Origin of the sequence: Prevotella pallens (genome assembly GCF_900454935.1) — a bacterium.
Taxonomy (GTDB): domain Bacteria; phylum Bacteroidota; class Bacteroidia; order Bacteroidales; family Bacteroidaceae; genus Prevotella; species Prevotella pallens.
This window is the reverse complement of sequence record NZ_UGTP01000001.1, coordinates 1,508,792-1,533,542: the sequence shown is the minus strand read 5'-3', so window position 1 is coordinate 1,533,542 and position 24,751 is coordinate 1,508,792. Positions and strand designations below refer to the sequence as shown.

Genomic DNA, 24,751 nt, shown 5'->3' with positions numbered 1-24,751 from the left:
TTTTTTTCGACATATCAACCTGTTTACAGCACTTTCAATGTGTATTTAATGCAGACATAAAGCAACAGAACAGTGAAGGATAAAGTTGTCCAAAGTACAAGGTTGGGCTTTACAATCAACAAAATTTCTATTAGAACAAACATTAGAACAGTAATTACTTTCAGCCAACTGATGAGTTCTACTCCGATTTTCTCTTGCTCTTTCCGACTGTGTTTCTTCGAGCTTGGAAAGTTGTAGAGTTGAGGATTTCTCTCCAACCACCACATCAACAGATAGATGAGCAAAGCGATAGCAGGGAGTATAAATAGTTCCCATTTGGAGCCATAGTTGTCCACTTCGCCGTGTATGTTTATGTGCAACGGAATGATTTCTACATTACTAAAACCAACAATAATGGCAAAAGAAAAGCCAATGCCTAAAGTTAAAATAGGAAGAACCTTTTTTATAATAATATTCAATATCATAAGTTTATGGTTTTATAAAGATATTTTTCTAAGATTATTATCAGCAGTAATATTGTCTTTACCCTTAAAATAGGGTATTGCAAAGATACGAAATTTAGTTGTAGCGATGGAATAATAATGCTGAAAGTTTTATTTTGTGGGAAGATAGCTGAATAATTATTGGGCGAAAGTTCAGTATGAGTCTACTTTTCTGATTGTAAAAAAAATATAATATTCGCGATTCTGTTAACATTTGATATTGAGGATAAATAGAATAGCTCGCCAGCTATTTCTACGTTGTTCAGTACCTTTTTATATAAAGCTCAACTACTTTTTATTGATTGCTCAATACCTTTTTATAAAAAGCTGGCGAGCTTTTTATAAAAAGTTCGCCAGCTTTTTGCAGTTTGCTCAATCACTTTTGCCTAAATCTTCTATTACTTTTATTCAAATTTGTAAGTTTTATGCTCTTTTTGCGATTGTTTAATGTGTTATAAGTTGCACACTAACAATATGACTATCGTGTTACTTGCTGAATATCTGTACTTTATATATTGCACGTAAATAGTTGCCTTTTTTGAGAGAGAGAATAAACTTATTTTAAAAAGTGGCCTTCCTGCCCATTTTTACGCTCTAAGAATTAACACTTTAAGAAAGTAAATTCACTTTTTATAACATTTAACGCTCAATATAAAAGCATATAGTTGTGAGATAGAAAATGAAAATTAAGGTTGCTTTATAAATCTGTGTTTTTCTATTTTCTTAAGTAGGAAAGTAGAGAAAAGAAAATCCCACTGACTCAATTTGTGAGTAGTGGGATTCTTATTAGTTTATAACGCATATTCTTCGCCATTAAGGAATACTTGGCGAATAATAGGTGTGGTGTATGCGTAAGGGATAAAGTCGATTGATGGAATTGGGTCGGTAATGTAGAAGTTGGCTACCTTACCCACGGTGATAGAGCCGTACTCTTCGCTCAGTCCCATAGCATAAGCTGAGTTGATGGTTGCAGCATTGAGTGCTTCAGCTGGCATTAAACGCATTTTGATGCAGGCTAATGACACAGCAAATTTCATATCGCCTGATGGTGTAGAACCTGGGTTGTAGTCGGAAGCAATTGCCATTGGGAGTCCTGCATCAATCATCTTTCTGCCCGGTGCGAATGGCATATTCAGGAAGAACGATGTTCCGGGTAAAGCGGTTGGCATAGTTTCAGCGTCTTTTAGCAGTTCTATATCGTGGTCGTCCATCGCTTCAAGGTGGTCTACGGAGAGGGCGTTGCATTCAACACCTACTTCTACACCGCCTGAAACAGCAAGTTCTTCGCCGTGAATTTTACCACGAAGACCATATTTTGCACCCGCTTGGAGCAAGCGTCGCGTTTCGTCTGGAGTGAAGAAACCTTCGTCGCAGAATACGTCAATGAAGTCGGCAAGCCCTTCTTCTGCCACGGCAGGCAACATATCGTTGATGATGTGGTCTACATATTCGGCTTGGCGACCAGCATATTCACGACCAACAGCGTGCGCACCGAGGAAGTTGGCAACGACCTTGACAGGAGCAGTCTCCTTTATGCGACGAATAACACGCAGCATCTTCAGCTCGTCTTTAAGATTCAAGCCGTAGCCACTCTTTATTTCCATCGCACCCGTACCTTTTCGAATAACCTCGTCTACTCGCTTCATCGCCTGTTCGTAGAGTTCGTCTTCTGAAAGTTCGTGCAGGCGGTCGGCAGAATTGAGGATACCGCCACCACGCTTTGCAATTTCTGCATAGCTTAAGCCACGGATTTTATCAACAAATTCGCCTTCTCGGCTGCCAGCATAAACAACATGAGTGTGAGAATCGCAGAACGAAGGCATAACGGTTCCGCCTTCAGCATCTACAACCAATGTGCTGCGTCCTACTTGCGGCGTGTCAATGCGTGGTCCGTAAGAAACGATGCGACCGTTTTCTACATAAAGGTAAGCATTTTCAATGGTGTTTAGTTGGGACATTTCAGCCCCTCGCAGGCATCGTTTACCTTCGTGTCCGATGCCTGCCAGTATGCCGATATTTGTTACTAAGAGTTTCATTTGCGGAGGAAATCTACTGACTTAGCAATGTGTGGTGCCATAAATTGGTCGTTTTCAACGAATGGCACATCCTTACGATAAGCCTCGAAGATAGCTTCGATGGCAGGAGAAGACTTCAATGGGCGACGGAATTCGAGTGCCTGTGCTGCATTAAAAAGCTCAATAGCAAGTACACGTTCAGTGTTCAGCACTACTTGATAGAGTTTTGTAGCTGCGTTCGCACCCATGCTGACGTGGTCTTCCTGTCCTTGTGAAGAAGGAATGCTATCGGCAGAAGCAGGTGTACAGTACATCTTGCTCTGGCTAACGATAGAAGCAGCAGTGTATTGTGGAATCATGAAACCGCTGTTCACGCCTGGTTTAGCTACCAAGAAACTTGGAAGGTCGCGTGTGCCAGATACGAGTTTGTAGATACGACGCTCTGAAATGTTGCTGAGTTCGCAAAGTGCAATGGCAAGGAAGTCCATTGGTTGTGCGATAGGTTCGCCGTGGAAGTTGCCCGCAGAGATAACGAGGTCTTCGTCTGGACAAACGGTTGGGTTGTCGGTAGCTGCATTTACTTCAATGTCGATTACAGATTTCACGTAGCGTATGGTGTCTTTTGATGCACCGTGAACCTGTGGCATACAACGGAAAGAGTAAGGATCTTGTACGTTTACTTTTGGTTGTTTAATGAGTTCACTGCCTTCGAGCAACTCACGAATACGAGCAGCTGTTTCAATTTGTCCTTGGTGAGGACGAACAGCGTGTACCGCATGAGTGAATGGTTCAATACGACCATCGTAAGCTTCGAGCGACATTGTACCAATCTTGTCTGCCCAATCGCTCAATCGCTGTGCTTGGAGCAAGCACCAAACAGCAAATGAGTTCATGTTCTGTGTACCGTTGAGCAATGCCAAACCTTCTTTTGAAACGAGCTGGATAGGCTGCCAATTCATCTTCTTCAGCATTTCCTCGCCAGAAATAACTTCACCGTTCATTTCTACACTGCCGATACCCAAGAGTGGCAAGCATAGGTGAGCCAATGGAACGAGGTCGCCCGATGCACCGAGTGAGCCTTGCATATAAACAACAGGGTAAATATCGTTGTTGAAGAAATCAATCAAACGCTCTACAGTTACCAATTGGCAAGCTGAGAAGCCGTAGCTTAGCGACTGAATCTTGAGCAGCAACATAATCTTTACGATTTCGTTGGGAACGCGGTCGCCAACACCACAGGCGTGCGACATCATAAGGTTCTTCTGAAGGTCAGAGAGTTGTTGCTTGTCGATAGAGATTTTGCACAACGAACCAAAGCCGGTTGTAACGCCATAGATAGGTTTATCTGATGTTTCAATTTTCTTGTCTAAGTATTCACGGCAACGAACAATACGGTTGCGTGCGTCATCAGAAAGTTCGAGTTTAATGTTGTTTTCAATGATTTCACCAATTCTTTCAATAGAGAGGTGTTCTGCACTTATCTTATGTGTCATAATTGTATTTAAAAGTTAACTTGTTTCTTTAAAATGAATATTCACAGATAAGGATATGCCTTATCTGTGAATACGTTTGTTTTTACTTATATGCTTCGTTGATAATATCGTCATCAACAAAGTTTGGAAGTGTTACGGTCAAACCCGGTGTACGTTCCATTTCGCGCTTGATAGCGTCGATTGAACCCTTGTTGCGTGCCCAGCTGCGACGAGAAATACCATTGTTCACGTCCCAAAGGAGCATTTGACGAATGTGGTGGTCTGAATCTTCACTACCATCGATAACCATACCGAAGCCACCATTGATAACTTCGCCCCAGCCTACGCCGCCACCGTTGTGGATTGAAACCCATGTTGCGCCACGGAAAGAATCACCAATAACGTTCTGAACAGCCATATCAGCGCAGAACTGTGAACCGTCGTAGATGTTGCTTGTTTCGCGGAATGGAGAGTCAGTACCTGATACGTCATGATGGTCGCGACCCAAAACTACAGGACGGCTAATTTCACCACGTTTAATAGCTTCGTTGAATGCTAAGGCAATCTTTGTGCGGCCTTCCGAGTCAGCGTAAAGAATACGAGCCTGAGAACCTACAACGAGCTTGTTCTTGCCTGCTTCCTTAATCCAGTGGATATTGTCGTCCAATTGTCCGATAATGTCGGGAGTTGCAGTCTTGCGTATTTCTTCGAGAACTTCTGTTGCGATACGGTCGGTTGTCTCCAAGTCTTTAGGATCGCCAGATGAGCAAACCCAACGGAAAGGACCGAAACCATAGTCGAAGAACATAGGTCCCATGATGTCTTGAACGTATGAAGGATAACGGAATTTACCGTTCTCGCCCATAATATCAGCGCCTGCACGGCTTGATTCCAATAGGAAGGCATTGCCGTAATCGAAGAAGTACATACCGTTGGCAGTAAGTTTGTTGATTGCAGCAACTTGACGGCGCAAAGACTCTTGTACTTTTTTCTTGAACAATTCAGGTTCTTCAGCCATCATACGCTTGCTTTCTTCTAACGAAACACCTACTGGATAGTAGCCACCAGCCCAAGGGTTATGGAGCGAAGTCTGGTCAGAACCAAGGTCTACGTGGATATTTTCTTCTGCCAAACGTTCCCAAAGGTCTACCACGTTGCCTACGTATGCCATTGAAACCACACGTTTTTCTTCAACAGCCTTGCAAATTGCAGGAATAAGCTCGTCGAGGTTTTCATGCAATTCATCTACCCAACCTTGCTCATGGCGTTTGCGAGCAGCCAATGGATTGATTTCTGCTGTTACGCTAACAACGCCTGCAATATTACCGGCTTTAGGCTGTGCACCTGACATACCGCCAAGACCAGCTGTAACAAACAACTTCATATTGTCGCCACCAACTTTGCGTGCAGCATTCAATACTGTAATTGTTGTTCCGTGAACAATGCCCTGTGGACCAATATACATATATGAACCAGCTGTCATCTGACCATACTGACTTACGCCTAGTGCGTTGTCGCGTTCCCAATCGTCTGGTTTAGAGTAATTAGGAATTACCATACCATTGGTAACAACTACACGTGGCGCATTCTTGTGTGATGGGAAAAGACCGAGTGGGTGACCAGAATACATAACGAGTGTTTGCTCATCGGTCATTTCGCTTAAGTATTTCATAACTAAACGATATTGTGCCCAGTTTTGGAATACAGCACCATTACCACCGTATGTAATCAATTCGTGAGGATGTTGAGCTACAGCCTTGTCGAGGTTGTTCTGAATCATCATCATAATAGCAGCTGCCTGTTGCGATTTGTGTGGATATTCGTCAATAGGCCGAGCGTACATTTCGTATGTAGGGCGGAAACGATACATATAGATACGTCCGTATGTTTCTAACTCATTGGCAAATTCTGGTGCCAGAGTTGCGTGGAATTTCTTTGGGAAATAGCGCAATGCATTGCGAAGTGCAAGCTTCTTTTCCTCTGCTGTAAGAATATCCTTGCGCTTTGGAGCGTGGTTAATAGATGTGTCGTATATTTGAGGCTCTGGAAGTGTCTCAGGTATGCCAGCACGAATATCTGCTATAAATTGTTCTTTAGTCATTTTATTATATCTTTTATAATTTGTCTTCTACAATCTTCATTATTTCAGTTTCAAGCTCATTAGCCTTCTTAATCAGCTCATTAGCCTCGCCTACGAGCTTATCAGCAGCTTCACGGTCTTTCAATCCCGATGCATTGATCTTAACGTTTAAACCTGCACCTAATACGGCTGCACGAGCTGCGAGTACACCTACACCTGCATCAGAAACACTGTTTGGATTGCCTTCTTCTGCCATAGCTTTGCAGAGTTCAAATACTTTGAATGATGCTTGCATTGTGTGCAAAGGTACTTGTGTTGCGAACAAAGTTGCAGCTTGGATTGCAGCAGAACGAGCAGCTTTCTCTTCGTCTGTTTTTTTAGGAAGACCAAATGCCTCCATAATGCGGTTGAAAGCTTCGGTATCTTCGTCTACGAGCACCATTAATTCTGCTTGAATTTTCTGACCTTTGTCTGCCCAGTTGCTGAATTCTTCCCAACGGTCGTCCCAACCAGCCTTATGGCTTGAGAGGTTGGCAACCATTGTGCCCAATGCAGCTCCTAAGGCTCCCATATAAGCAGAGATGGTGCCACCACCTGGAGCAGGTGATTCGCGTGATGTTTCGTCAGCGAAGCCTTTCACTGTAAGGTCTATAAGTTTTGCAGTTTTGTTCTCGTCTTCCAAGAGATATTCGATAACCTTTTCGCGTGGGTTAAATTCTTTCAAATCGTCCAATCCCATAGACTTAATTGCAATCTGCAGAATATCTTCTTCAGGAATACCTGTAGACCGATTTTGTTTTTTCAGGAAGTATTTACCAGCTTCTATTAATGTACGTTTTGGTATCAAACCAACTATTTCTGTACCAGTTACACGAATACCACGGTTTTGTGCGCAACGGCAAACTTCGTCGAATGCAACGTGTAATGGAGTAACGTTTATGTCGGTAATATTCATTGAAACTTGTGCAATGCCATATTCGTCGATGAACCAACCGATTGCCTTTGTGCCTTTCAACGTACCTGGAATCATAATGGTTTTTCCATTCTCATCTTTCATTGGTTTACCAACAGGTGAACCACCTTCACGTTGTGGGCGTCCCTTTTCGCGTACGTCGAATGCAATTGCATTAGCGCGGCGAGTAGAAGTGGTATTTAGGTTGAAGTTTGTAGCAATAAGGAAGTCGCGAGCTCCCACAGCTGTACAGCCTGTACGTGCAACGCCTTCGTCCCACGCACGAGCTCCAAAATCGGGTGCTTCAGCTTCAACCGTCATTCTTTCTGCTAAACCTTCGTATTCACCCTTACGGCAAATAGCGAGATTACGGCGTTCTGGAGTTCTTGCAGCAGCTTCGTAGCAGTAGCAAGGTACTTTAAGCTCGTTAGCAATTCGTTCTGCCAACTTGTGTGCTAACTTTGCACATTCTTCGAGTGTGATACCTGCAACTGGAATTAATGGGCAAACATCGGTTGCACCCATACGTGGGTGAGCACCGTGATGTTGGCGCATATCGATGAGCTGAGCAGCCTTCTTTACACATTGAAATGCGGCTTCTAATACTGCGTCAGGAGACCCAACAAAAGTTATTACTGTGCGGTTTGTAGCTTCGCCTGGATCCACGTCGAGTAGTTTTACACCTTTAACGCGTTCAATTTCGTCAGTTACTTGTTTAATAATAGCTTTGTTACGTCCCTCACTAATGTTAGGAACACATTCAATGATCTGTTTTTCTTGTACCATTTTTATTTTGTATATTAAATTTTTTAGGCGTAATTTCTTTACGGTGTAAAATTAAGAATAAGGTTGGAATCTACAAAATATTTAGGCTTAAACTATTCAAAAAATGCAGTTTTACATCAACGATTGATTGAAAATAGCGTTTTATTATAGAAAATGATATATTCCTTTGAGGCGTATAGGTCATTTTGCAGGCTGCTCTATAATAAAACAAAATATGTTTAGAATCTAATAACTGGTTTGGGTTTAAGTGTTCTTTAAGGTGTAGAGAATGAAGGACGAAAGAAAGTTTTTTTCGTTTCCAGCTTGCAGCCCATTATGTTTTATTCTTTGTTGTCTTATTAATTATCTGGCGAACACAATGCATTGGGAACATTCTCTGATGTACTTTGTATCAACGATATACTGATTATACAGTATTATTTACGTGTAAGTAAAACTTTATTTACATGTAAGTAAAACTTTACTTACGTGTAAGTAGAACTTTATTTACGTGTAAGTAAAACGCTGTTTAGCGTTAGAAACAATGTTCATTACATATATAAAAAGCTGCGCATATATATAAGAAACGATGGTATGTTATGAGAGAATTATTGTAGACTCGTATTATCAACTTCTTCTATACACAATTTATAGCTGCAGATTACAAGGTTGGCGTACCACAAAATATGTAAAGACGGAGAGAAATAAGATGGGCGGAGATGTTTTGTTAAATGTGAGCCAATAATTAAGGTATCCACAGGCTTTCTTCGTTGTGTTGTTGCCATCAATAGCACGACATAGGATACTTGCAAAGATTTTCTATTATCAATAAAATGCACTTTTAAAGCGTAGGTATTATCAATTATTCACTCTCCTCTACAACACCTATATTTAATAGTAAAATGTTTTCGATATTGATGCTAACAAAAATAGCTTAAAGAATGATGCGAGATAATTCAGACAATTAAACTTGAGTGAATATAAAATAAGGTGAAATAAAAGAATTCTCTTCTAAATAATCTCTCTTTCGAAAAAAAAGACTACTTTTGCAACAATCGTATAAGATAGAACTACATAAGTAGATACACCTAAAATTAAGAAATATGAAACGTCTAATTTCTACGCTACTAGCTTGTTTTTTCTTTCTTGCGCTGTTAGCCCAAGAAGTAAAGACTTTTGAATTACGAAATAACACTGGTATGAATGCCGTAGTAAGCAACTATGGTGCACGTGTTATAAAACTCGAAGTACGCAATTGGAATGGTAGATTGGAACCAGTGATAAAAGGCTATGCACACATATCTAACTATAAAGACGACATAACACTTGGCGCTACGCTCATAAATAATGCTGAAAATGCTCCCCTTGTATCAGCAGATAAAGTTTGGGAAGTAGTGAGTGTTGAAAGTCAGACAGCTACATTTTGTTGTATTACCGATATTATTAATGGTGAACATAAAGGCAAATTAAAAGTATCTGTAACCTATACGCTATCCGACCAGAATGCTCTTGATATTGATTATAATGTAAGTTCTACAATTTCAACACACTGTCAAGTTACTAATGGTATTGTTTTCAATTTGTCTGGCGATACTAACCGTTCTATCTTAAAGCAATATTTGTGGATAGATTCATATAAAACGAATGCTTTGAATGCGAACCAGAAATTAGCCCATAAGCAAAAGAAAATGCGTTATACCTCATTAGACTTCAATCAGCCACGTGAGTTGGGAGAGCGCATAAATAATTTCCAGAATGGCTATAACCACACATTTCAATTACGACATCCATCTAAAACACAAAATCCAGCTGCAATTCTTTTTGACGAACAGAGTGGGAGAGTTATGACAGTTCATATATGTGAACCATCTTTACACATAAACTCTTATGGGAAACTAAGTACAGGCATCTCGTTTCAACCCATTCGTGAAGGTTATGATGGCAATAAAAAAGAAATAAATACGGCAATATCGCCAGAAAAAGAGTTCCATTCTACAACCGTATTTGCTTTTTCTACAGACCCTCCATTGATAATGAGAAGAGAGCATATTGTTAAATAGATAGGTAGAAAAGATTAAATACTTTTAATTTTCTTGGTAATTAAATGCCAAAAAAGTAATTTTGCAACGTATGAAGAAGATATTTGTCATAACGATAGCATTATTCATTGGTTTAGAAATATATGCGCAAGATATTTCTAAAAGTAATATAGATACGATAGTTGTTGCACCTATAGTATCTCCACATTTGCAAGGAGCTAGGAAAGCAACAGAGGTAGAGAAAGAATACGCACGTCAGTTAGCAGAAGAACGCAATCAGCACCAGACGCCCCAAAACTTACAATCTTTCGATGAATATAGTGGAACTATAAACAATAATGATGTTTACTATCCTTATTGGAATTATGGTGAAGGATTTGATTTATGGCGTTTGCACAAAGGCTTGAATGTAAATCTTAGTGCATCTGTATTTGCAAACTTAGGACGTGGATATTCTCATAGTGCAGGATTTACACAAGATGTGTCGTTAATGTATGTAACCGATTTATCGCCAAAGGCAACATTGGCAATAGGTGGTTATATAAATAATGTAACCTATAGTGGCTCTAATTATACAACAGCAGGTGTTAATGCGTTGTTTAATTATCGGTTTAATGATCATTGGAGTGCATATTTCTTTGTTCAGAAAGCATTTAATTCTGGCAACTTCGCTCCATGGGCAATTGGAAATTATGCCATTGATGGGTATGCAATGGGACTCTCGCCTATGTATTGGGGTAGTGGATTCCTCCCTTATATGAGTAGTGCTTATGGAATGCCTATGTATAAGTTTATGGATAGAATAGGTGGTGGCGTTTCTTACCAATGGGGTAAACATAAACAAAACTCACTATCTATAAGTGTAGAATACGACCGTTTGCCTAATCAGAATAAAGGATTGTACGATTTTAACCGATACAGCTATCCAGTAAGATGAGATAAAAACTCTCTTTTCTATTAAAAAATAAGTAGTGATAATATTAAAGAAGTAGACAAAAAAGAGTTCAATGATTGCTTTTCGTATAGGTAAATAGCTGATTTCTTTAAATTTCTTATTCTATTTGTTTAATTATTAGTACTTTTGCAAAATAAAAAGAGTGCAGATTCCTAATTGCTGTCTCGCAGCAAGAAAGTAAAGAAAACGAAGTTTGTATCTTGTTACTCGTTACATTTCTTACTGTACGGGAGTTGCAATTATCCCTGCACCCATTTGTTTGCAAAGATACAACCATTATTTGTTTGCTGCAATACTAAATTTTTGGTATTTTGAAATACCTACTTTTAGCTATTGTGTAACTCACAGAAATGTTCTTACTTTGCAAAGATATTGCAATAAGAAGACAACGAACATCTGTCGTTTCTTTCAAAAGCAAGTTTATCTTATACAAAAAGATAATGAATAAAAAACGACCTAAATGAAGAATCATAAAATGTATGAAGCTGATGATAAGATGATATCTCTTATCAGCGATAACTACGACCTGCTTCAAGCCTTAGGCAGTTTTGGTATTAATTTGGGCTTTGGAGATAAAACAGTTCGTGAAGTCTGCGATAGTCAGAATGTTGATACCTATACTTTTCTGTCTATCGTGAATTTTACAATGAATGGTTATAAAGATTATGATGATGCCGATAGATTGTCAATACCTACTTTAGTGAAATATTTGAAGGCTTTTCATACTTATTATTTAGACTTCCAATTACCATTCATTCGTAAAAAGCTTGTGGATTCGTTAGACGAGAATGACAATTTAGCCCGACTTATTCTAAAATTGTATGATGAGTATTCGCACGACATTCGTAATCACATGCAATACGAAGAAAAAACGGTTTTCCCTTATGTTGATTCATTATTAGCGGGTCAAACAAATAGTAATTACGATATAGAGACCTTCTCTAAACATCATAAGCAAACAGATGTAAAATTGCATGAACTTAAGAATATCATAATTAAATATCTTCCATCTGATGCACATCGTAACAGTCAGCTTACAGCAACATTATATGATATCTACCGTTGTGAGGATTGGCTCGACCAACATGCAAATGTTGAAGATGAAATATTTATACCTGCTATTCGTCATCTGGAGATGAAGAGTAAACAGAATGATGTTTCTGTGAAAATATCTAGTATGCTTAGCAAACAACCAGATATGGGCGAGACCCTAAGCGATCGTGAGAAAGATGTGATTATTTGTGTAGTTCAAGGAATGACAAACAAAGAGATAGCCAATCATTTGTGTATTTCAACAAATACTGTGATTACGCATCGTAGGAATATTGCGCGTAAATTGCAGATACATTCTCCAGCAGGTCTCACTATATATGCCATTGTAAATAATTTGGTAGATATAGGTACTGTAAATCTGTAGTAAATGTTGTTTTTATATCACAAGTAACATTAACTCGCCATAATTAAAAATAAAACAGTTCTCTTATGGATATGAAAAGAATGATGGGTGGACGTCCACGTATTGCTGTTATTGATCCTAATACACTAGCTGTATTAGGATTGAAGAATATTCTACAAAACGTACTTCCTATAATGGAAGTAGAAACTTTTTCTTCTTTTGATGATTTCTATACAGCTAATCCAGATTCGTTCTTTCATTATTTTGTTGCACAAACTATTGTCTTGGAGAACAGAATATTCTTTACTGAGCGTAGGCAGAAAACAATTCTATTAACTGTTTCAAAAGACTCTAATTCTCAGTTGTCCGGTTTTCACTGTATATGTGTAAGTGTAGATGAAGAAGAGCTAGTGCGTAATCTGCTTATGGTAGAGCAATATGGACATGCTGGAGGTAAGAACTTACCAGAATTACCACAAGCTTTAAAGAACAAGATATTAAGTAATAGAGAGATAGAAGTTCTTTCTTTGGTAGTGCAAGGGTATATTAATAAGGAGATAGCACTCAAACTCAATATTAGTTTGACCACAGTTATTACACATCGAAAAAATATTATGGAGAAACTTGGTATGAAGAGTGTTTCTGCATTAACAATCTATGCTGTTATGCATGGATATGTAGATATAAATAAAATTTAGGCACTCAAGACTATAAGAATGGTGATAGTAGAAAGCCTAACTTCCCTTTTAGCTTTTGCCAAGGAGTTCTCCATTCATTCCATTTCTTTTCTGTTAGTTTAAAGCATCTCTTCTTTTGACTTTCAAAAATAGTATCTAATTCTTTTGTAACTTCTTTATCTACGATTACAGCATTAACCTCTCTATCCCATCTTAAACTTCTAGCATTTAGATTTGCCGAACCTATTGTACAGAACTTCCCGTCTACGAGTATAATTTTTGTATGATGAAATCCCGGTTCGAACAGCCAAATGGTACAACCATCTTTCATAAGTTTATGTGCGTTGTAGTAGCCACAATCAGGTGTTAGTGGTATATCGCTTTTGACACTTAGCATTATTTCTACTTTTACTCCACGTTTAGCAGCATTCTTTAAAGCTGCTCTTAACTTCGGACTGAGTGTAAAATATGGATTAATAATTTTTATGCTGTCTTTTGCATCGTTGATTGCTTTTTCGTAAAAGAAACGAATTATATCTTTCGTTATGTGTGGCTCACGGTTGAGTATGCCTACCATTTGATGGCCTGCCGATTTACAAGTGTCTACTTTTAAACCTTTTATATATTCTGCGTTGCTTATTCCACGATAATACTTGGCTCCATGAATATTCTGACCAGACACTTTTTGCCACATTTGTAGAAATATCTTCTGCAATGTGTTTACGGCATCTCCTTCTATTCTACAGTGCATATCGTGCCATTCTCCAACTACTTTTGTACCTTTTATATAATAGTCAGCTACATTCATTCCACCTGTATAACCAATTTTTCCATCAATAACAGCAATCTTGCGATGATCTCTGTTAAATATATCGTGTATCCATGGAAAGGCTATTGGTTTGAATTCATATATCTCAATGCCTTTTTCCCTGATTTCTCTTAAATGCTTTTTACGCATTGGTCGGTTATTACTGGCATTACCAAATCCATCGAATATAGCTCTAATTTCTACTCCTTCTTTTGCTTTTCTTGCTAAATGGTTAATAAGTTCTTTATTTATAGAGTCGTTTCTGAAGTTGAAATACTCTAAATGTATGCTTGAACGTGCCTGATCTATGGCTTTAAATAGGTCGTCGAACTTCTCTTGTCCAGTTGTCAACAGTGTTACTGAATTGTTGTTACTGAATTGTATTCCTTTCGTTTTAAGTTGTTGGACTATTGAAGAGTCGGAACTTATTCTTTGAGAAGGTTGTGTCTGTATAGTAGAAACTGCTATTATGGGTTGTTCGACAAAGGTAAACCATAATAGTAAGATAGTAACTAGAAGTGGGGTTCTCTCTATTTTCTTCACGTATTCGTTATTGTATTTTCTCTTATCAGTTATATTTATTACAATGTATTGTGTTCTTCTTTGTTTAACTACTACGATAGTTAAAGCATACAACTGTAATGATCAACAACACCTAATAGTTTTCGTTCCTTATCGCAAACCAATACTGTGTGTATTTTATATTTGTGCATAATGCTTTGTATTTCGGTTATTTTTGTATTCGGGAGAACCATCTTTGGTGTTCTTGTCATTATGTCTTCTACTGTTTGATCAAAGAATTTTGCTTGCCATTTCTCCATCGCACGACGTATATCGCCATCGGTAATTAGTCCGATAACCTTATTATTCTCCACAGAAACGCCTAAGCCTAACTTACCGTTGCTAACGTGAATGATGGCTTCTCCTAAGTGCATTTCTTTTGGAATGATGGGTAAATCCTCTGAACGCATAACGTCTTGAGCTGTTGTAAGCAAGCGTTTGCCTAATTCTCCGCCTGGGTGGAACTGTGCAAAATCTTTCGGACGAAATTTTCTGACTTCCATTAGGGCAATTGCAAGCGCATCGCCCATAACCAAAGCGGCTGTAGTGGAGCTTGTCGGAGCAAGATTTAGTGGGCATGCCTCCTTCTCGACCCATACCTTTATGTGTGTCGTTGCATATTTTGCCAATAATGAATTTGGGTTAGCGCTCATACCAATAATAGGAATATTCATGTGCAATACCATTGGAATGAAGCGTAGAAGTTCGTCTGTCTGACCTGAATTAGATAGTGCTAAAACAACATCGTCCTTTGTCATAGCTCCTAAATCACCATGGAAAACGTCTAATGGATTTGCAAAGAAAGCGGGAGTTCCTGTTGATGATAATGTTGCTGCTATTTTAGCACCAATATTTCCGCTTTTCCCTACTCCTGTAACAATCACTTTTCCTTTGCAATGATACATTAAATCTACTGCTTTGTCAAAGTTTTCATCTAATTGTTTTATCAGTGCGAGGGTTGCATTTGCTTCGTCTTTTATGCACTGTATAGCGTAATCTCTAACGTTTTTCATCTTGATTATTTTTTCCTTGCTCTATTGTAGTTGTCCGATTAGGTCATCTAATTTCGTTAATTCCAACATATTTGCAGCATCGCTTAGTCCTTGGTCTGGAATGGGGTGCACTTCGAAGAAGTATCCATTTGCTCCAAAAGCTTTGGCTGCTAATGCCATTGAAGGCACAAATTTACGATCGCCCACAGTTTTTCCGTTGCCTGCACTTGGACGTTGAACGCTGTGTGTACAATCCATAATAACTGTTTCGCTAAATTCTTGCATATCTGGAATATTCCGAAAGTCTACAACCAAATTGTTGTAGCCAAAGCTATTGCCACGTTCTGTAAGCCATACTTCTTTTGCTCCGCTGTCTACGCATTTCTCTACTGGATATTTCATATCTCTTCCGCTTAGGAATTGTGCTTTCTTAATATTCACAATTTTTCCTGTTTTAGCGGCTGCAACAAGTAAGTCGGTTTGTCTACATAAAAAAGCAGGTATCTGAATGACGTCTACTACTTTGCCAACAGCTTCTGCTTGATTGCTTTCATGGATGTCGGTGAGTAGTCGTAAACCGTATTTATTTTTTATTTCTTGCAACATTGCAAGTCCTTTCGTTATACCTGGACCGCGGAAAGATTTTAGGCTGGTGCGATTTGCCTTATCGAAACTGGCTTTGAATATTATGTCGATACCATATTTTTTGTTCAGGCGTACTAGTTCCTCGGCTACGGTGTTTAAGAGTTCTTGGCTCTCTATGACGCACGGTCCTGCAATGTAAATATTTTTATTACTCATTTAAGACGCAATATGTAATGTAAAGAATGTATGGAAAGAGGGCTTGTTAAGCCATTTACTGATGCAAAGGTATATATAATAAGGTGAATATGCAAACCATCTGCCTAACTTATTAGTGTATACTAACGAAAATATGTTTTAGGTATTGTTATACAGCCTCATAAAGCGTGTTGTTTTTTGTGATATCTAATTTGCAACTTACAGATATCTGAGACGAATGCGATAGATATCTGTAACGATCGTGATAGATATCTAAAACAAGCGTTACTATATTTAACCAATTTCTCTAAACATTTGAGATGTTCTCTTTGCTTACTATCTAAACAGTAGGCAATACTTATAATATTCTTGTTTGTTTCCTATATAACAGTTTATATTCTTGCTCAAAAAAGCATAGCTTCAGTAGATATTAATTAAGACTTTATAATACTGTAGGAGTGCTTAATAGTGAAGTTTTTTGTACTTTTGCAACCAAAACGGAACGTATGATATTGATAGCAGATAGCGGTAGCACAAAGACGGATTGGATTGTATATACTGGTAACAATGGTAACAGTAGAGTGGTTTCAACGCAGGGAATAAATCCTTTTCATCAATCGGATATCGAAATAGAACTTATATTGAAAAACGAGGTATTGCCTCTATTAGCATCTATTTTAGATAATGTTGAGGCTGCAAACCTAATTAAGTATGTTGCATTCTATGGTGCGGGTTGTACCGAAAGCGTATTGCCCAAAATGCAAGGTTGCTTGTCTGGTATCTTTGCAGAAGCCAATATTGAGGTGGCTGGCGATTTGCTTGGTGCTGCTCGGGCGTTGTGTGGCAGTAAGCCAGGCATAGCTTGTATATTGGGAACTGGGTCGAACAGCTGTTTCTACGATGGCGAAAAAATGGTAGAGAATGTTCCGCCATTAGGTTACATCTTAGGCGATGAGGGTAGCGGAGCAGCATTAGGAAAGCTTTTTATAAACGGTATATTTAAAGGCGACCTGCCTACACATATTCGGGAATTATATCTTAATGAAGAGAATATTACCTATGCAGAAATAATAGAAAAGGTTTATCGTAAGCCTTTAGCCAATAGGTTTCTCGCTTCTACCTCAAAGTTCGTCTATAAACATTTAGATTTGCCAGAATTAGCAAGCTTGGTGCAGCATAATTTCGACAACTTTTTTAAGCACAATGTGTGCAAATATGCTCGTTACGGTGTTAAAGAAGTGTCGGCTATAGGTAGCATAGCCTACTATTTTCGCAATGCATTCGAAGTAGCAGCAGCAAAATACGGCTTTGTGGTAAATAAGGTAGAACAGTCGCCTATTCACGGAATGTTAGCTTATCATAAAAATAGACAACAATAAATGTACTAAGTTTTTCAACGCATTTGTTAGGCTAATACGTCATTCTGAAATATATTCTGCCTATAGTTTGGTGATTATTCATAAAATTAGTATTTTTGGCTCGCCAATATAATAAGAGTCATAGTGTAGGTTAAAGATTATGAGAAAATGTACCAATTAGGCTCATTCAACATTTAATAGTATAGAACATTAGAAACAAATAACAATATGAAAAAAGTAATTGCTTGTTTTGCAATCTTCGCAACCACCCTGTTAGCTTGTCCGTTGGGTAGCGTTGCACAAAACAAAACCACCACTCAACAGCAAACAAATGTAGCAACCACAGTAAGCAAAGATGCACAGAATAGCGATGCACTCGATGAACTTGAAGCAGATGCAGGGGCTACTGAAACACAAAAGCCATCTGCAGACAATATGGGGTTTCACCAAATGCTTAAGCAAAAGTTTATTGATGGTAATGCAGGCTTTATGTCGCTTGTGGCTTTGGCTTTGGTTTTAGGTTTAGCTTTTTGCATAGAGCGCATTATCTATCTAAGTCTTTCGGAGATTGATGCCAAGCGTTTTATGGGGAAACTAACCGACCTGATTGTTGCTAACGATATAGAACAAGCAAAAGAACTTAGCCGAAACACGCGTGGTCCCGTAGCTTCTATCTGCTATCAAGGATTGTTGCGTATAGATAGTTCTATCGAGGATATAGAACGTAGCGTAGCTTCATACGGCAGTGTGCAGAGTGCTAATTTAGAGAAAGGTTGTTCGTGGGTAACACTCTTTATAGCAATGGCACCATCGTTAGGTTTCCTTGGTACGGTGATTGGAATGGTAATGGCTTTCGACCAAATACAAATTGCAGGCGATATTAGTCCTACCATTGTAGCTTCGGGAATGAAAGTGGCACTTATAACCACCATCTTTGGTATTATTGTAGCTTTGGTTCTACAGATATTCTACAACTACATACTTTCTAAGATAGAACACCTTACGGCTCAGATGGAAGAGTCTGCCATATCGTTGTTAGATGCCATTGTTGTGTATAAACTGAAACGATAGACTATGAACGTGAGAAATAAACTTTCTAAATGGGCAGAAGAGCGAATATCGCAACGCATTCTGTACGTCTTAATAGGCGTTATTTCACTTGTGTTCGTGCTGTTCTTCTCGGTAGGCTTCTATACTCCATTTGCTGGCGACCCTTCTTTCAATGCTCCATTGTTCACCGATGTGCTTCTTATATTTATGTGGATTCTCTTCGGGTTGGCAGTTCTCACAATGGTCGTGTCGTTAATTCGTACTGCACGAACAATGTCTGTTAAGCAACGTGTGGTGAATGGTATTCCTACTTACAAAATATCCATAGTCGTGTTTGGCACAACACTTTTGTGCCTTGTGTTGTCGTTTGTCTTCGGTTCTTCTCGTCCTATGCTTATAAATGGCGCAAACTATACCGATACATTCTGGTTGAAGGTTTCCGATATGTTTGTTACATCATCAATAGTGTTGCTTCTTGTTGCAATAGCTGTAACAGCTTTTGGTGCGACACGCTATTATAGAAAGAAAAATAAAAACGCCAATGTTTAAACGTGCTAAACGAAAAGTTCCAGGCTTAAACACCTCTTCTACAGCCGACATATCGTTTATGTTGCTCATACTATTCTTGGTTACTACATCAATGGAGGTAGACAATGGATTGGAACGCACGCTTCCACCGATAGAGAAGCAACAGAAAGAAATCCAATCTATGGTAGACGAACGACTGGTGTTGCGCTTTCAGATACTTGATAACAACAAGTTGCTGCTAAACAATAAGCCTATTGCATTGGCTACTGTAAGGAAAACTGTAGCCAACTTTGTTGCACCTAAGGGTAAAGAGCACATTATTCAGCTTCAGGCAGATTCACATGCTTCGTATAATACTTACTTCTCACTTCAGAACGAAATAGTTGCAGCCTATAACGATTTGCGCAATAAGCGAGCCGAACAGCTGTATGGCAAACTCTATCAACTTTGTTCTGCCGAACAGCAGGAACAGATTGCCGACGAAATACCGCAACGCATATCAGAGGTTTATACTACAGAGAATGCAAAAACACAGAAAGGAGGCAACCAATGAGCATCTATCGACGTCGTAAACACAATATTCCAGAACTGAACACAGCTTCGTTGCCCGACCTTATTTTCACCATCTTGTTCTTCTTTATGCTTGTTACCCACATGCGTAAAACCACCGTCAAAGTGAAATATCAGGTACCGCAGGGAACTGAGCTAACAAAGCTGGTAAAGAAGTCTGCCATATCTTATATATATATAGGTACACCCACCAATGCTACTGGTAATGCTATAGGCGATAGTATGTGTGTGCAGCTGAACGACAAGATTGTTGATTTGAAGGATATAAAAGGCTATCTTGCAAAAGAACGACAAACTATGTCGGCAGTCGATAGAAAGCAAATGAGTGCCAGCGTGCGTGCCGACAAGAACACACCAATGGGAATGATAAACAATATTAAGCAGAGTTTGCGCGAAAGCAATGTGCTGAAAGTAAACTTTGCTGCCACATTCAAGAAACATAATACCACCACATCTTATTAGTGCAAATTGCACGAGAGCCACACTTTAGTATATAGGGCATTTGCAAATAAACATTGGTGTGCGTGGACAATCCACAGCGTGTGTTCCGTGATATGGGGCACGATAAATCAGCTCCCTACAATGGGTGTACGTGGGTGTAAACATTGGTGTACGTGGGTAAATATTACGTGTACGAGGATACACATTGGGTGTACGTAACAATCGCAGCGTACATTCCGTAGGCGTAGGGGTCCGATTCATCGCGCCCGTCCGCACCGAATTATGTAATTGCACCCACGTGTTTAGAACAATACTAACTATTTATGGTGAGAGAATGCACAATATTTATTATTTTTTCTCATATTGTTTGTAGTTTTTAGATATTATTATTACCTTTGCCACCAAATTAAGCCAGATTTAACAAGAATGCAAGTAAATCTACATATTATAACGTTGTTTCACACCTTATATAATAAAGGTGTAAATAGTGTTGCATCTATATGTGGCTTGCAAAAGTACGAGGAGAAAAACGAAAAAAAGATTGCTAAATATTTGGTAGTTCCAAATATTTGTATACTCTCTCTCTCTCTCTCTCTCTCTCTCTCTCTCTCTCTAGTAATGCAGGCGTAAACAAAACTTTCCACTTTTTCGTACGCGCGCGCGAAGCGTGCCGTGCAAACCATAGTAAACAAAGGACTCGCAGGAGTTTCCTTTGTTCTTTTTTTGTGCCCTGCTGTTTACAACTCAAGAGAGAAATAAGCACAATTTTATCTCGTAAAAACATAAAAAACATCTATGGGGTTTATGCCACTGTATAGCCTCATACCCTTTTAAATATAATAATTGCATAAAAGAATGAGATTATGAAAGAAAACAAAAAAAGAAAGGACTATTTACAGCCCGATGTATCGATACTTAGTATCGACGAAGAAAGCCACTTATTGGTACAAAGTCCACAAGTACGCCCAGGTGGTGGCGGTTCAGGAAGCCAGACGCCAGGAACAATTAATGTGGTTCCACATACACCAGACGATAATAACCCTGACGACGACTTGGAGGGTTAAGCAAAACTAAGTAGCTTTAGCTTTCCTGGGAGCCCTAGGAATCCTAGGAACTCTAGAAACCAAACAAAACAAGTAACTAACAAAAGATTAAAAAAGGAAAACAATATGACGAAGAAAAGTATTTTCCATTATGCGCTCTCTTCACTCTTGGTGGGTGGAATTGCGCTATCGGTAACATCGTGTGCCGACGATGATATAAACCCCAATCAAGGAAACGACGGCGACGCCCTTGTGCGTTTCAGCATAAACGACGTGCAGGAACAAGCCGTAAATCGTGGACTGGAAATGACACGCGGAGCCATTGCCAACGGCATTACCACTGCCGACCTTGCCGGACACAAACTCGCAGCACACAGCAACCGCAACATAGACGTGTGTTTAATTGAAACCACCGTAGAAGGCGTAAACCCAGTAAAGGCAGACGCCCACACACGTGCCCAAATAGCAACTGCTATCAGTGGCGACTTCTCTTCAACTGGTATCCGTGGTGTTGCAGCAACAAGCATATTGACAACACCCGAGTGGTTCAAAGCTGCGAAAACCAAGAGCAACGGCGAACTCTATACCCCTATACGTTGGTCTATTGCTCAGCCTTGGGCACGTTTCTTTGCTGTTTATCCTTCTAAGGATAGTTATTCAAAACTTACCATCAACGATATGGCTTCTACCGACAATGCCCCCAGTGTTGACTTCACGGTAGAGCCTAACGTCAGAGATCAGAAGGACTTTATGACGGCATGTACAGGCGAGGTGCATTATGCAACACAGTTTGAGCAGCCTACAACCAGCCTCGACTTCCGCCACGCACTTACCGCTATCCGCTTTGCTGTGGGTCAGAACCTTTCATGGAACAAAACCATTGATAAGGTTGAGATTCGCAATGCCATTATGAAGAGCAAGTACAAGCTCTCAAACGAGTTTAATGGTACAGGTGCCGACTGGGATCACTCTGCCGACACTCGTGGTACGGCGACCCTTTCTGGTGTAAGCGTGAGCACGAGCCGTAACCCTAACGTAACCATTATGGGCAACACGGGCGACAACTTCACGTTCTACATGATACCACAGGTGCTCACGGGCAAGAACGTAAAGGTGAATGTTCACTGCACCGATGGTACTGTAATCGACGTTGTATTGAAAGGCGAATGGAAGGCAGGAACAACACGCACATATAAACTTAGCCAGACAAATTCCAACTGGAACTACGTGCTTACTTCTACTAACCCGGCAAATGCACTAGCTTACGACCAGGAGACATCAGGTCCCTACACCATCACAAGTTATCGAGAGAATAATGGCACACGCCAAGCAGTGCCTTGGAAAGTCATTGGCTACAGTGTTGATAACGGTGCAACTTGGACAACTAACAAGCCAGATTGGCTAACCAGTCTTAGCAAGGAAAGCGGAGATGGTGCTCCTTACTCAGCAGAATCAGGTACGGCTACTCTTAAAAAGGCAGAAATGATAGACATGCTAAAGGTTCGCAACGACGGATTAAAAAATGCCACTCCTTTAGGTTCTGCTTCTGTCCCTTACAATTTGTCTAACAGCACAGGTGCTGCTGCTGTTGAGAACACTGCCAACTGTTACGTTATCTCTGCCCCTGGTCACTATCGCATACCACTTGTTTATGGTAATGCTATCAAGAATGGTAGCGATAACCCGAGTTCTTACAAAACCAGCAATACTGGTACTTATATTCTTACTAATTTCAAAGATCACCTTGGCAATAATATTGATAATCCTTGGATAGAAAAGACCAACGGCGGCGCCAATGCTGGCATAGATGGTGCAAAGATTGTTTGGGCTGATGAAGCAAATCTAGTACATTTATCAGCTTCTCCTATCAAGCAAGATGGAGGGAATGCTTATCTTGATTTTGAAGTAAAACCATCAGACATCAAGAGTGGTAACGCTGTCGTTGCTGTTACCAGAGGTGGTGTAGTCGTTTGGTCCTGGCACTTATGGTTTGCACCACAGAGTGCGCTCGATAAGATTGAAGTTACAAACTATCAAGGTATAAAGTATAACTTCACTACTGAAACTATCGGTTGGAAGCCTACTAAGTGGAATGGCACTATATACCAAAAACCTCGTACTGTCAAGATCCGTGTCGAACATTCTGTTGCTAACAATGGAATGAAGTTGTTCACAGATATATCCATAGTTCAGAAACCAGGTAACACAAGGAAAGGTTATACAACACTCTACCAATTTGGGCGTAAGGATGCTTTTCCAGGTACAGACGTAATTCCTAATGGTTCATTCACTAAGGATGCTGGGGATCATATGTCTATAACAAATAGCATTCAGAATCCACAAAACTTCTATAGATTCGGTGGCTCTTGGTATGATACTCCTCCTGCTGGTTACTCTTACTACAACCTTTGGTCTGCCGATAACATCACTACTGGTTGGAACGACAATGCCGTTGTCAAGACTGTTTACGATCCTTGCCCTATAGGTTTCAAGATGCCTGCAAGTAATGCCTTTACTAGATTCGCCAGCAATGGGAATAATAGCCCTGCCAACGCTGACGACACTACTGATAGTCAGAAATATTATGCTGCTTACGGTCATAATTTCTGGACCAACAATAGTAAGACTGCTACCATTTTCTTTCCTGCTTCGGGTGGTCGCCACTACATCTATTGTACGCTCTTTGAAGGCGCCGGTTACTATTGGTCGGCAGTCCCGTACAACATATACGATGGTCGCAGCCTGCACCTCTACTGGAGCACCATAAAGTATCAAGACAATGACAGTCGGTCGTATACGTTTGCGGTACGTCCCGTTTCAGAATAATTGATTCATTGGATTTATTTGCAGGCGGCATGTCCGTATTAGAAATATAAATAGTTTCAGTTAATCTATTTTAATTCAATGTGTGGCGGCGACGTGAGTCGGTGCCACACTTCTAAAATAAGAATATCATGAGTGCACAGATACTATGGCACAAATGAAAAACAAAATTAATGAAACAAATAAATACCCACACCGTGTATTCCGTGATATGCGGGCACGATAAATCGGCCCCTACAGTGGGTGTACGTGGGTGTAAAACTTGGTGTACGTGGACAAATATTACGTGTTCGTGGTGTAAACATAGATTGTACATAAACAATTGTAGCGCACATTCCGTAGGCGTAGGGGACCGATTTATCGCGCCCGTCCGCACCGAATTGTATAAATGCAATCATGCATCACAGTGGGTGTACGTGGTATAAACGTTGGTGTACGTGGGTAAATATTACGTGTTCGTGGAATAAACATTGGTTGCGCATAAACAGTCGCAGAGTACATTCCGTAGGCGTAGGGGACCGATTCATCGCGCCCGTTCACACCGAATTGTATAAATGCAACCACATATCACAATGGGTGCACGTGGGTAAACGTTGGTGTACGAGGACAATCCGCAGCGTGATGTTGGGACAAATATTGTGTACACGTGGAATAAACATTGATTGTACATAAACAATTGCAGCGTACATTCCGTAGGCGTAGGGGCCGATTCATCGCGCCCGTTCACACCGAATTGTATAAATGCAATCACGCATCACAGTGGGTGCACGTGGTGTAAACGTTGGTGTACGTGGGTAAATGTTGGTGTACGTGAACAATCCGCAGCGCACATTCCGTAGGCGTAGGGGTCCGATTCATCGCGCCCGTCCGTAACGAATTATGTAAATACGCTCACAATTCTTTGAGATGTCCGCAAACATACGGTATAAAACTCGTGTTGGAGAAAATCTCGAATGCGAGTATA

General features: G+C 39.9%; 19 protein-coding genes. 11 read left to right on the top strand and 8 right to left on the bottom strand.

From position 1 onward, the window contains the following. Positions 1–23: 23 nt before the first annotated feature. From DX009_RS06520 to ftcD, 5 genes are all read right to left on the bottom strand, one after another. Entirely contained in the window at positions 24–464 is a 441-nt protein-coding gene (locus DX009_RS06520) for a DUF1648 domain-containing protein (protein ID WP_115083433.1), read from the bottom strand. A gap of 809 nt (positions 465–1,273) precedes the next feature. Then, positions 1,274–2,518, bottom strand: a complete 1,245-nt coding sequence (gene hutI, locus DX009_RS06515; RefSeq protein ID WP_115083432.1) for an imidazolonepropionase — start codon at positions 2,516–2,518, stop codon at positions 1,274–1,276. Beyond that, entirely contained in the window at positions 2,515–3,990 is a 1,476-nt protein-coding gene (gene hutH, locus DX009_RS06510; RefSeq protein ID WP_115083431.1) for a histidine ammonia-lyase, read from the bottom strand. The genes hutI and hutH overlap by 4 nt, the downstream gene beginning before the upstream one ends. Positions 3,991–4,072: 82 nt before the next feature. Further along, positions 4,073–6,070, bottom strand: coding sequence for a urocanate hydratase (locus tag DX009_RS06505; protein ID WP_115083430.1), 1,998 nt, complete (start codon positions 6,068–6,070; stop codon positions 4,073–4,075). A 13-nt stretch (positions 6,071–6,083) separates the two neighbouring features. Next, positions 6,084–7,787, bottom strand: a complete 1,704-nt coding sequence (ftcD, locus tag DX009_RS06500) for a glutamate formimidoyltransferase (protein ID WP_025000819.1) — start codon at positions 7,785–7,787, stop codon at positions 6,084–6,086. A gap of 1,082 nt (positions 7,788–8,869) precedes the next feature. Here ftcD and DX009_RS06495 point away from each other — a divergent pair. The 4 genes from DX009_RS06495 (at position 8,870) to DX009_RS06480 (ending at position 12,854) form a co-directional block, all read left to right on the top strand. Next, a complete protein-coding gene (locus DX009_RS06495) occupies positions 8,870–9,826 on the top strand; it encodes an aldose epimerase family protein (protein WP_115083429.1) in 957 nt (318 codons plus the stop codon). 70 nt (positions 9,827–9,896) lie between these two features. After that, entirely contained in the window at positions 9,897–10,742 is an 846-nt protein-coding gene (locus DX009_RS06490; RefSeq protein ID WP_115083428.1) for a hypothetical protein, read from the top strand. 478 nt (positions 10,743–11,220) lie between these two features. Further along, positions 11,221–12,177, top strand: a complete 957-nt coding sequence (locus DX009_RS06485) for a helix-turn-helix transcriptional regulator (RefSeq protein WP_006044656.1) — start codon at positions 11,221–11,223, stop codon at positions 12,175–12,177. Positions 12,178–12,242: 65 nt separating this feature from the next. Continuing rightward, positions 12,243–12,854 (top strand): helix-turn-helix transcriptional regulator, encoded by a 612-nt coding sequence (locus DX009_RS06480; protein WP_115083427.1) that lies wholly within the window; start codon positions 12,243–12,245, stop codon positions 12,852–12,854. Between the two features lie 10 nt (positions 12,855–12,864). Here DX009_RS06480 and cls read toward each other — a convergent pair whose 3' ends face one another. The 3 genes from cls to kdsA form a co-directional block, all read right to left on the bottom strand. Further along, a complete protein-coding gene (cls, locus tag DX009_RS06475; protein ID WP_115083826.1) occupies positions 12,865–14,184 on the bottom strand; it encodes a cardiolipin synthase in 1,320 nt (439 codons plus the stop codon). An 80-nt stretch (positions 14,185–14,264) separates the two neighbouring features. After that, positions 14,265–15,215: a KpsF/GutQ family sugar-phosphate isomerase gene (locus DX009_RS06470; RefSeq protein WP_115083426.1), complete on the bottom strand. Its 951-nt coding sequence runs from the start codon at positions 15,213–15,215 to the stop codon at positions 14,265–14,267. Between the two features lie 21 nt (positions 15,216–15,236). Beyond that, positions 15,237–15,995 carry a 3-deoxy-8-phosphooctulonate synthase gene (gene kdsA, locus DX009_RS06465; protein WP_115083425.1) on the bottom strand — a complete coding sequence of 253 codons (759 nt, stop codon included), beginning with the start codon at positions 15,993–15,995 and terminating at the stop codon, positions 15,237–15,239. Between the two features lie 485 nt (positions 15,996–16,480). On the opposite strand from kdsA, the gene DX009_RS06460 reads away from it, so the two are divergent. The 7 genes from DX009_RS06460 to DX009_RS06425 all read left to right on the top strand — a co-directional run bounded on the left by DX009_RS06460 (position 16,481) and on the right by DX009_RS06425 (position 23,790). After that, positions 16,481–17,353 (top strand): ATPase, encoded by an 873-nt coding sequence (locus tag DX009_RS06460; RefSeq protein ID WP_115083424.1) that lies wholly within the window; start codon positions 16,481–16,483, stop codon positions 17,351–17,353. Positions 17,354–17,560: 207 nt separating this feature from the next. Continuing rightward, positions 17,561–18,403: a MotA/TolQ/ExbB proton channel family protein gene (locus tag DX009_RS06455; protein ID WP_115083423.1), complete on the top strand. Its 843-nt coding sequence runs from the start codon at positions 17,561–17,563 to the stop codon at positions 18,401–18,403. A 3-nt stretch (positions 18,404–18,406) separates the two neighbouring features. Further along, the gene (locus DX009_RS06450) at positions 18,407–18,931 is read left to right on the top strand and encodes a hypothetical protein (RefSeq protein ID WP_115083422.1); all 525 of its coding nucleotides are present in this window, start codon (positions 18,407–18,409) and stop codon (positions 18,929–18,931) included. Continuing rightward, complete coding sequence (locus tag DX009_RS06445; RefSeq protein WP_115083421.1) at positions 18,924–19,463, top strand: ExbD/TolR family protein; 540 nt, start codon at positions 18,924–18,926, stop codon at positions 19,461–19,463. Before DX009_RS06450 ends, DX009_RS06445 begins: the two co-directional genes overlap by 8 nt. After that, positions 19,460–19,942 carry an ExbD/TolR family protein gene (locus tag DX009_RS06440; protein ID WP_115083420.1) on the top strand — a complete coding sequence of 161 codons (483 nt, stop codon included), beginning with the start codon at positions 19,460–19,462 and terminating at the stop codon, positions 19,940–19,942. The genes DX009_RS06445 and DX009_RS06440 overlap by 4 nt, the downstream gene beginning before the upstream one ends. A gap of 842 nt (positions 19,943–20,784) precedes the next feature. Then, complete coding sequence (locus DX009_RS06430) at positions 20,785–20,985, top strand: hypothetical protein (protein WP_115083418.1); 201 nt, start codon at positions 20,785–20,787, stop codon at positions 20,983–20,985. A gap of 105 nt (positions 20,986–21,090) precedes the next feature. Continuing rightward, positions 21,091–23,790 carry a hypothetical protein gene (locus tag DX009_RS06425; RefSeq protein ID WP_115083417.1) on the top strand — a complete coding sequence of 900 codons (2,700 nt, stop codon included), beginning with the start codon at positions 21,091–21,093 and terminating at the stop codon, positions 23,788–23,790. Positions 23,791–24,751 lie beyond the last annotated feature (961 nt).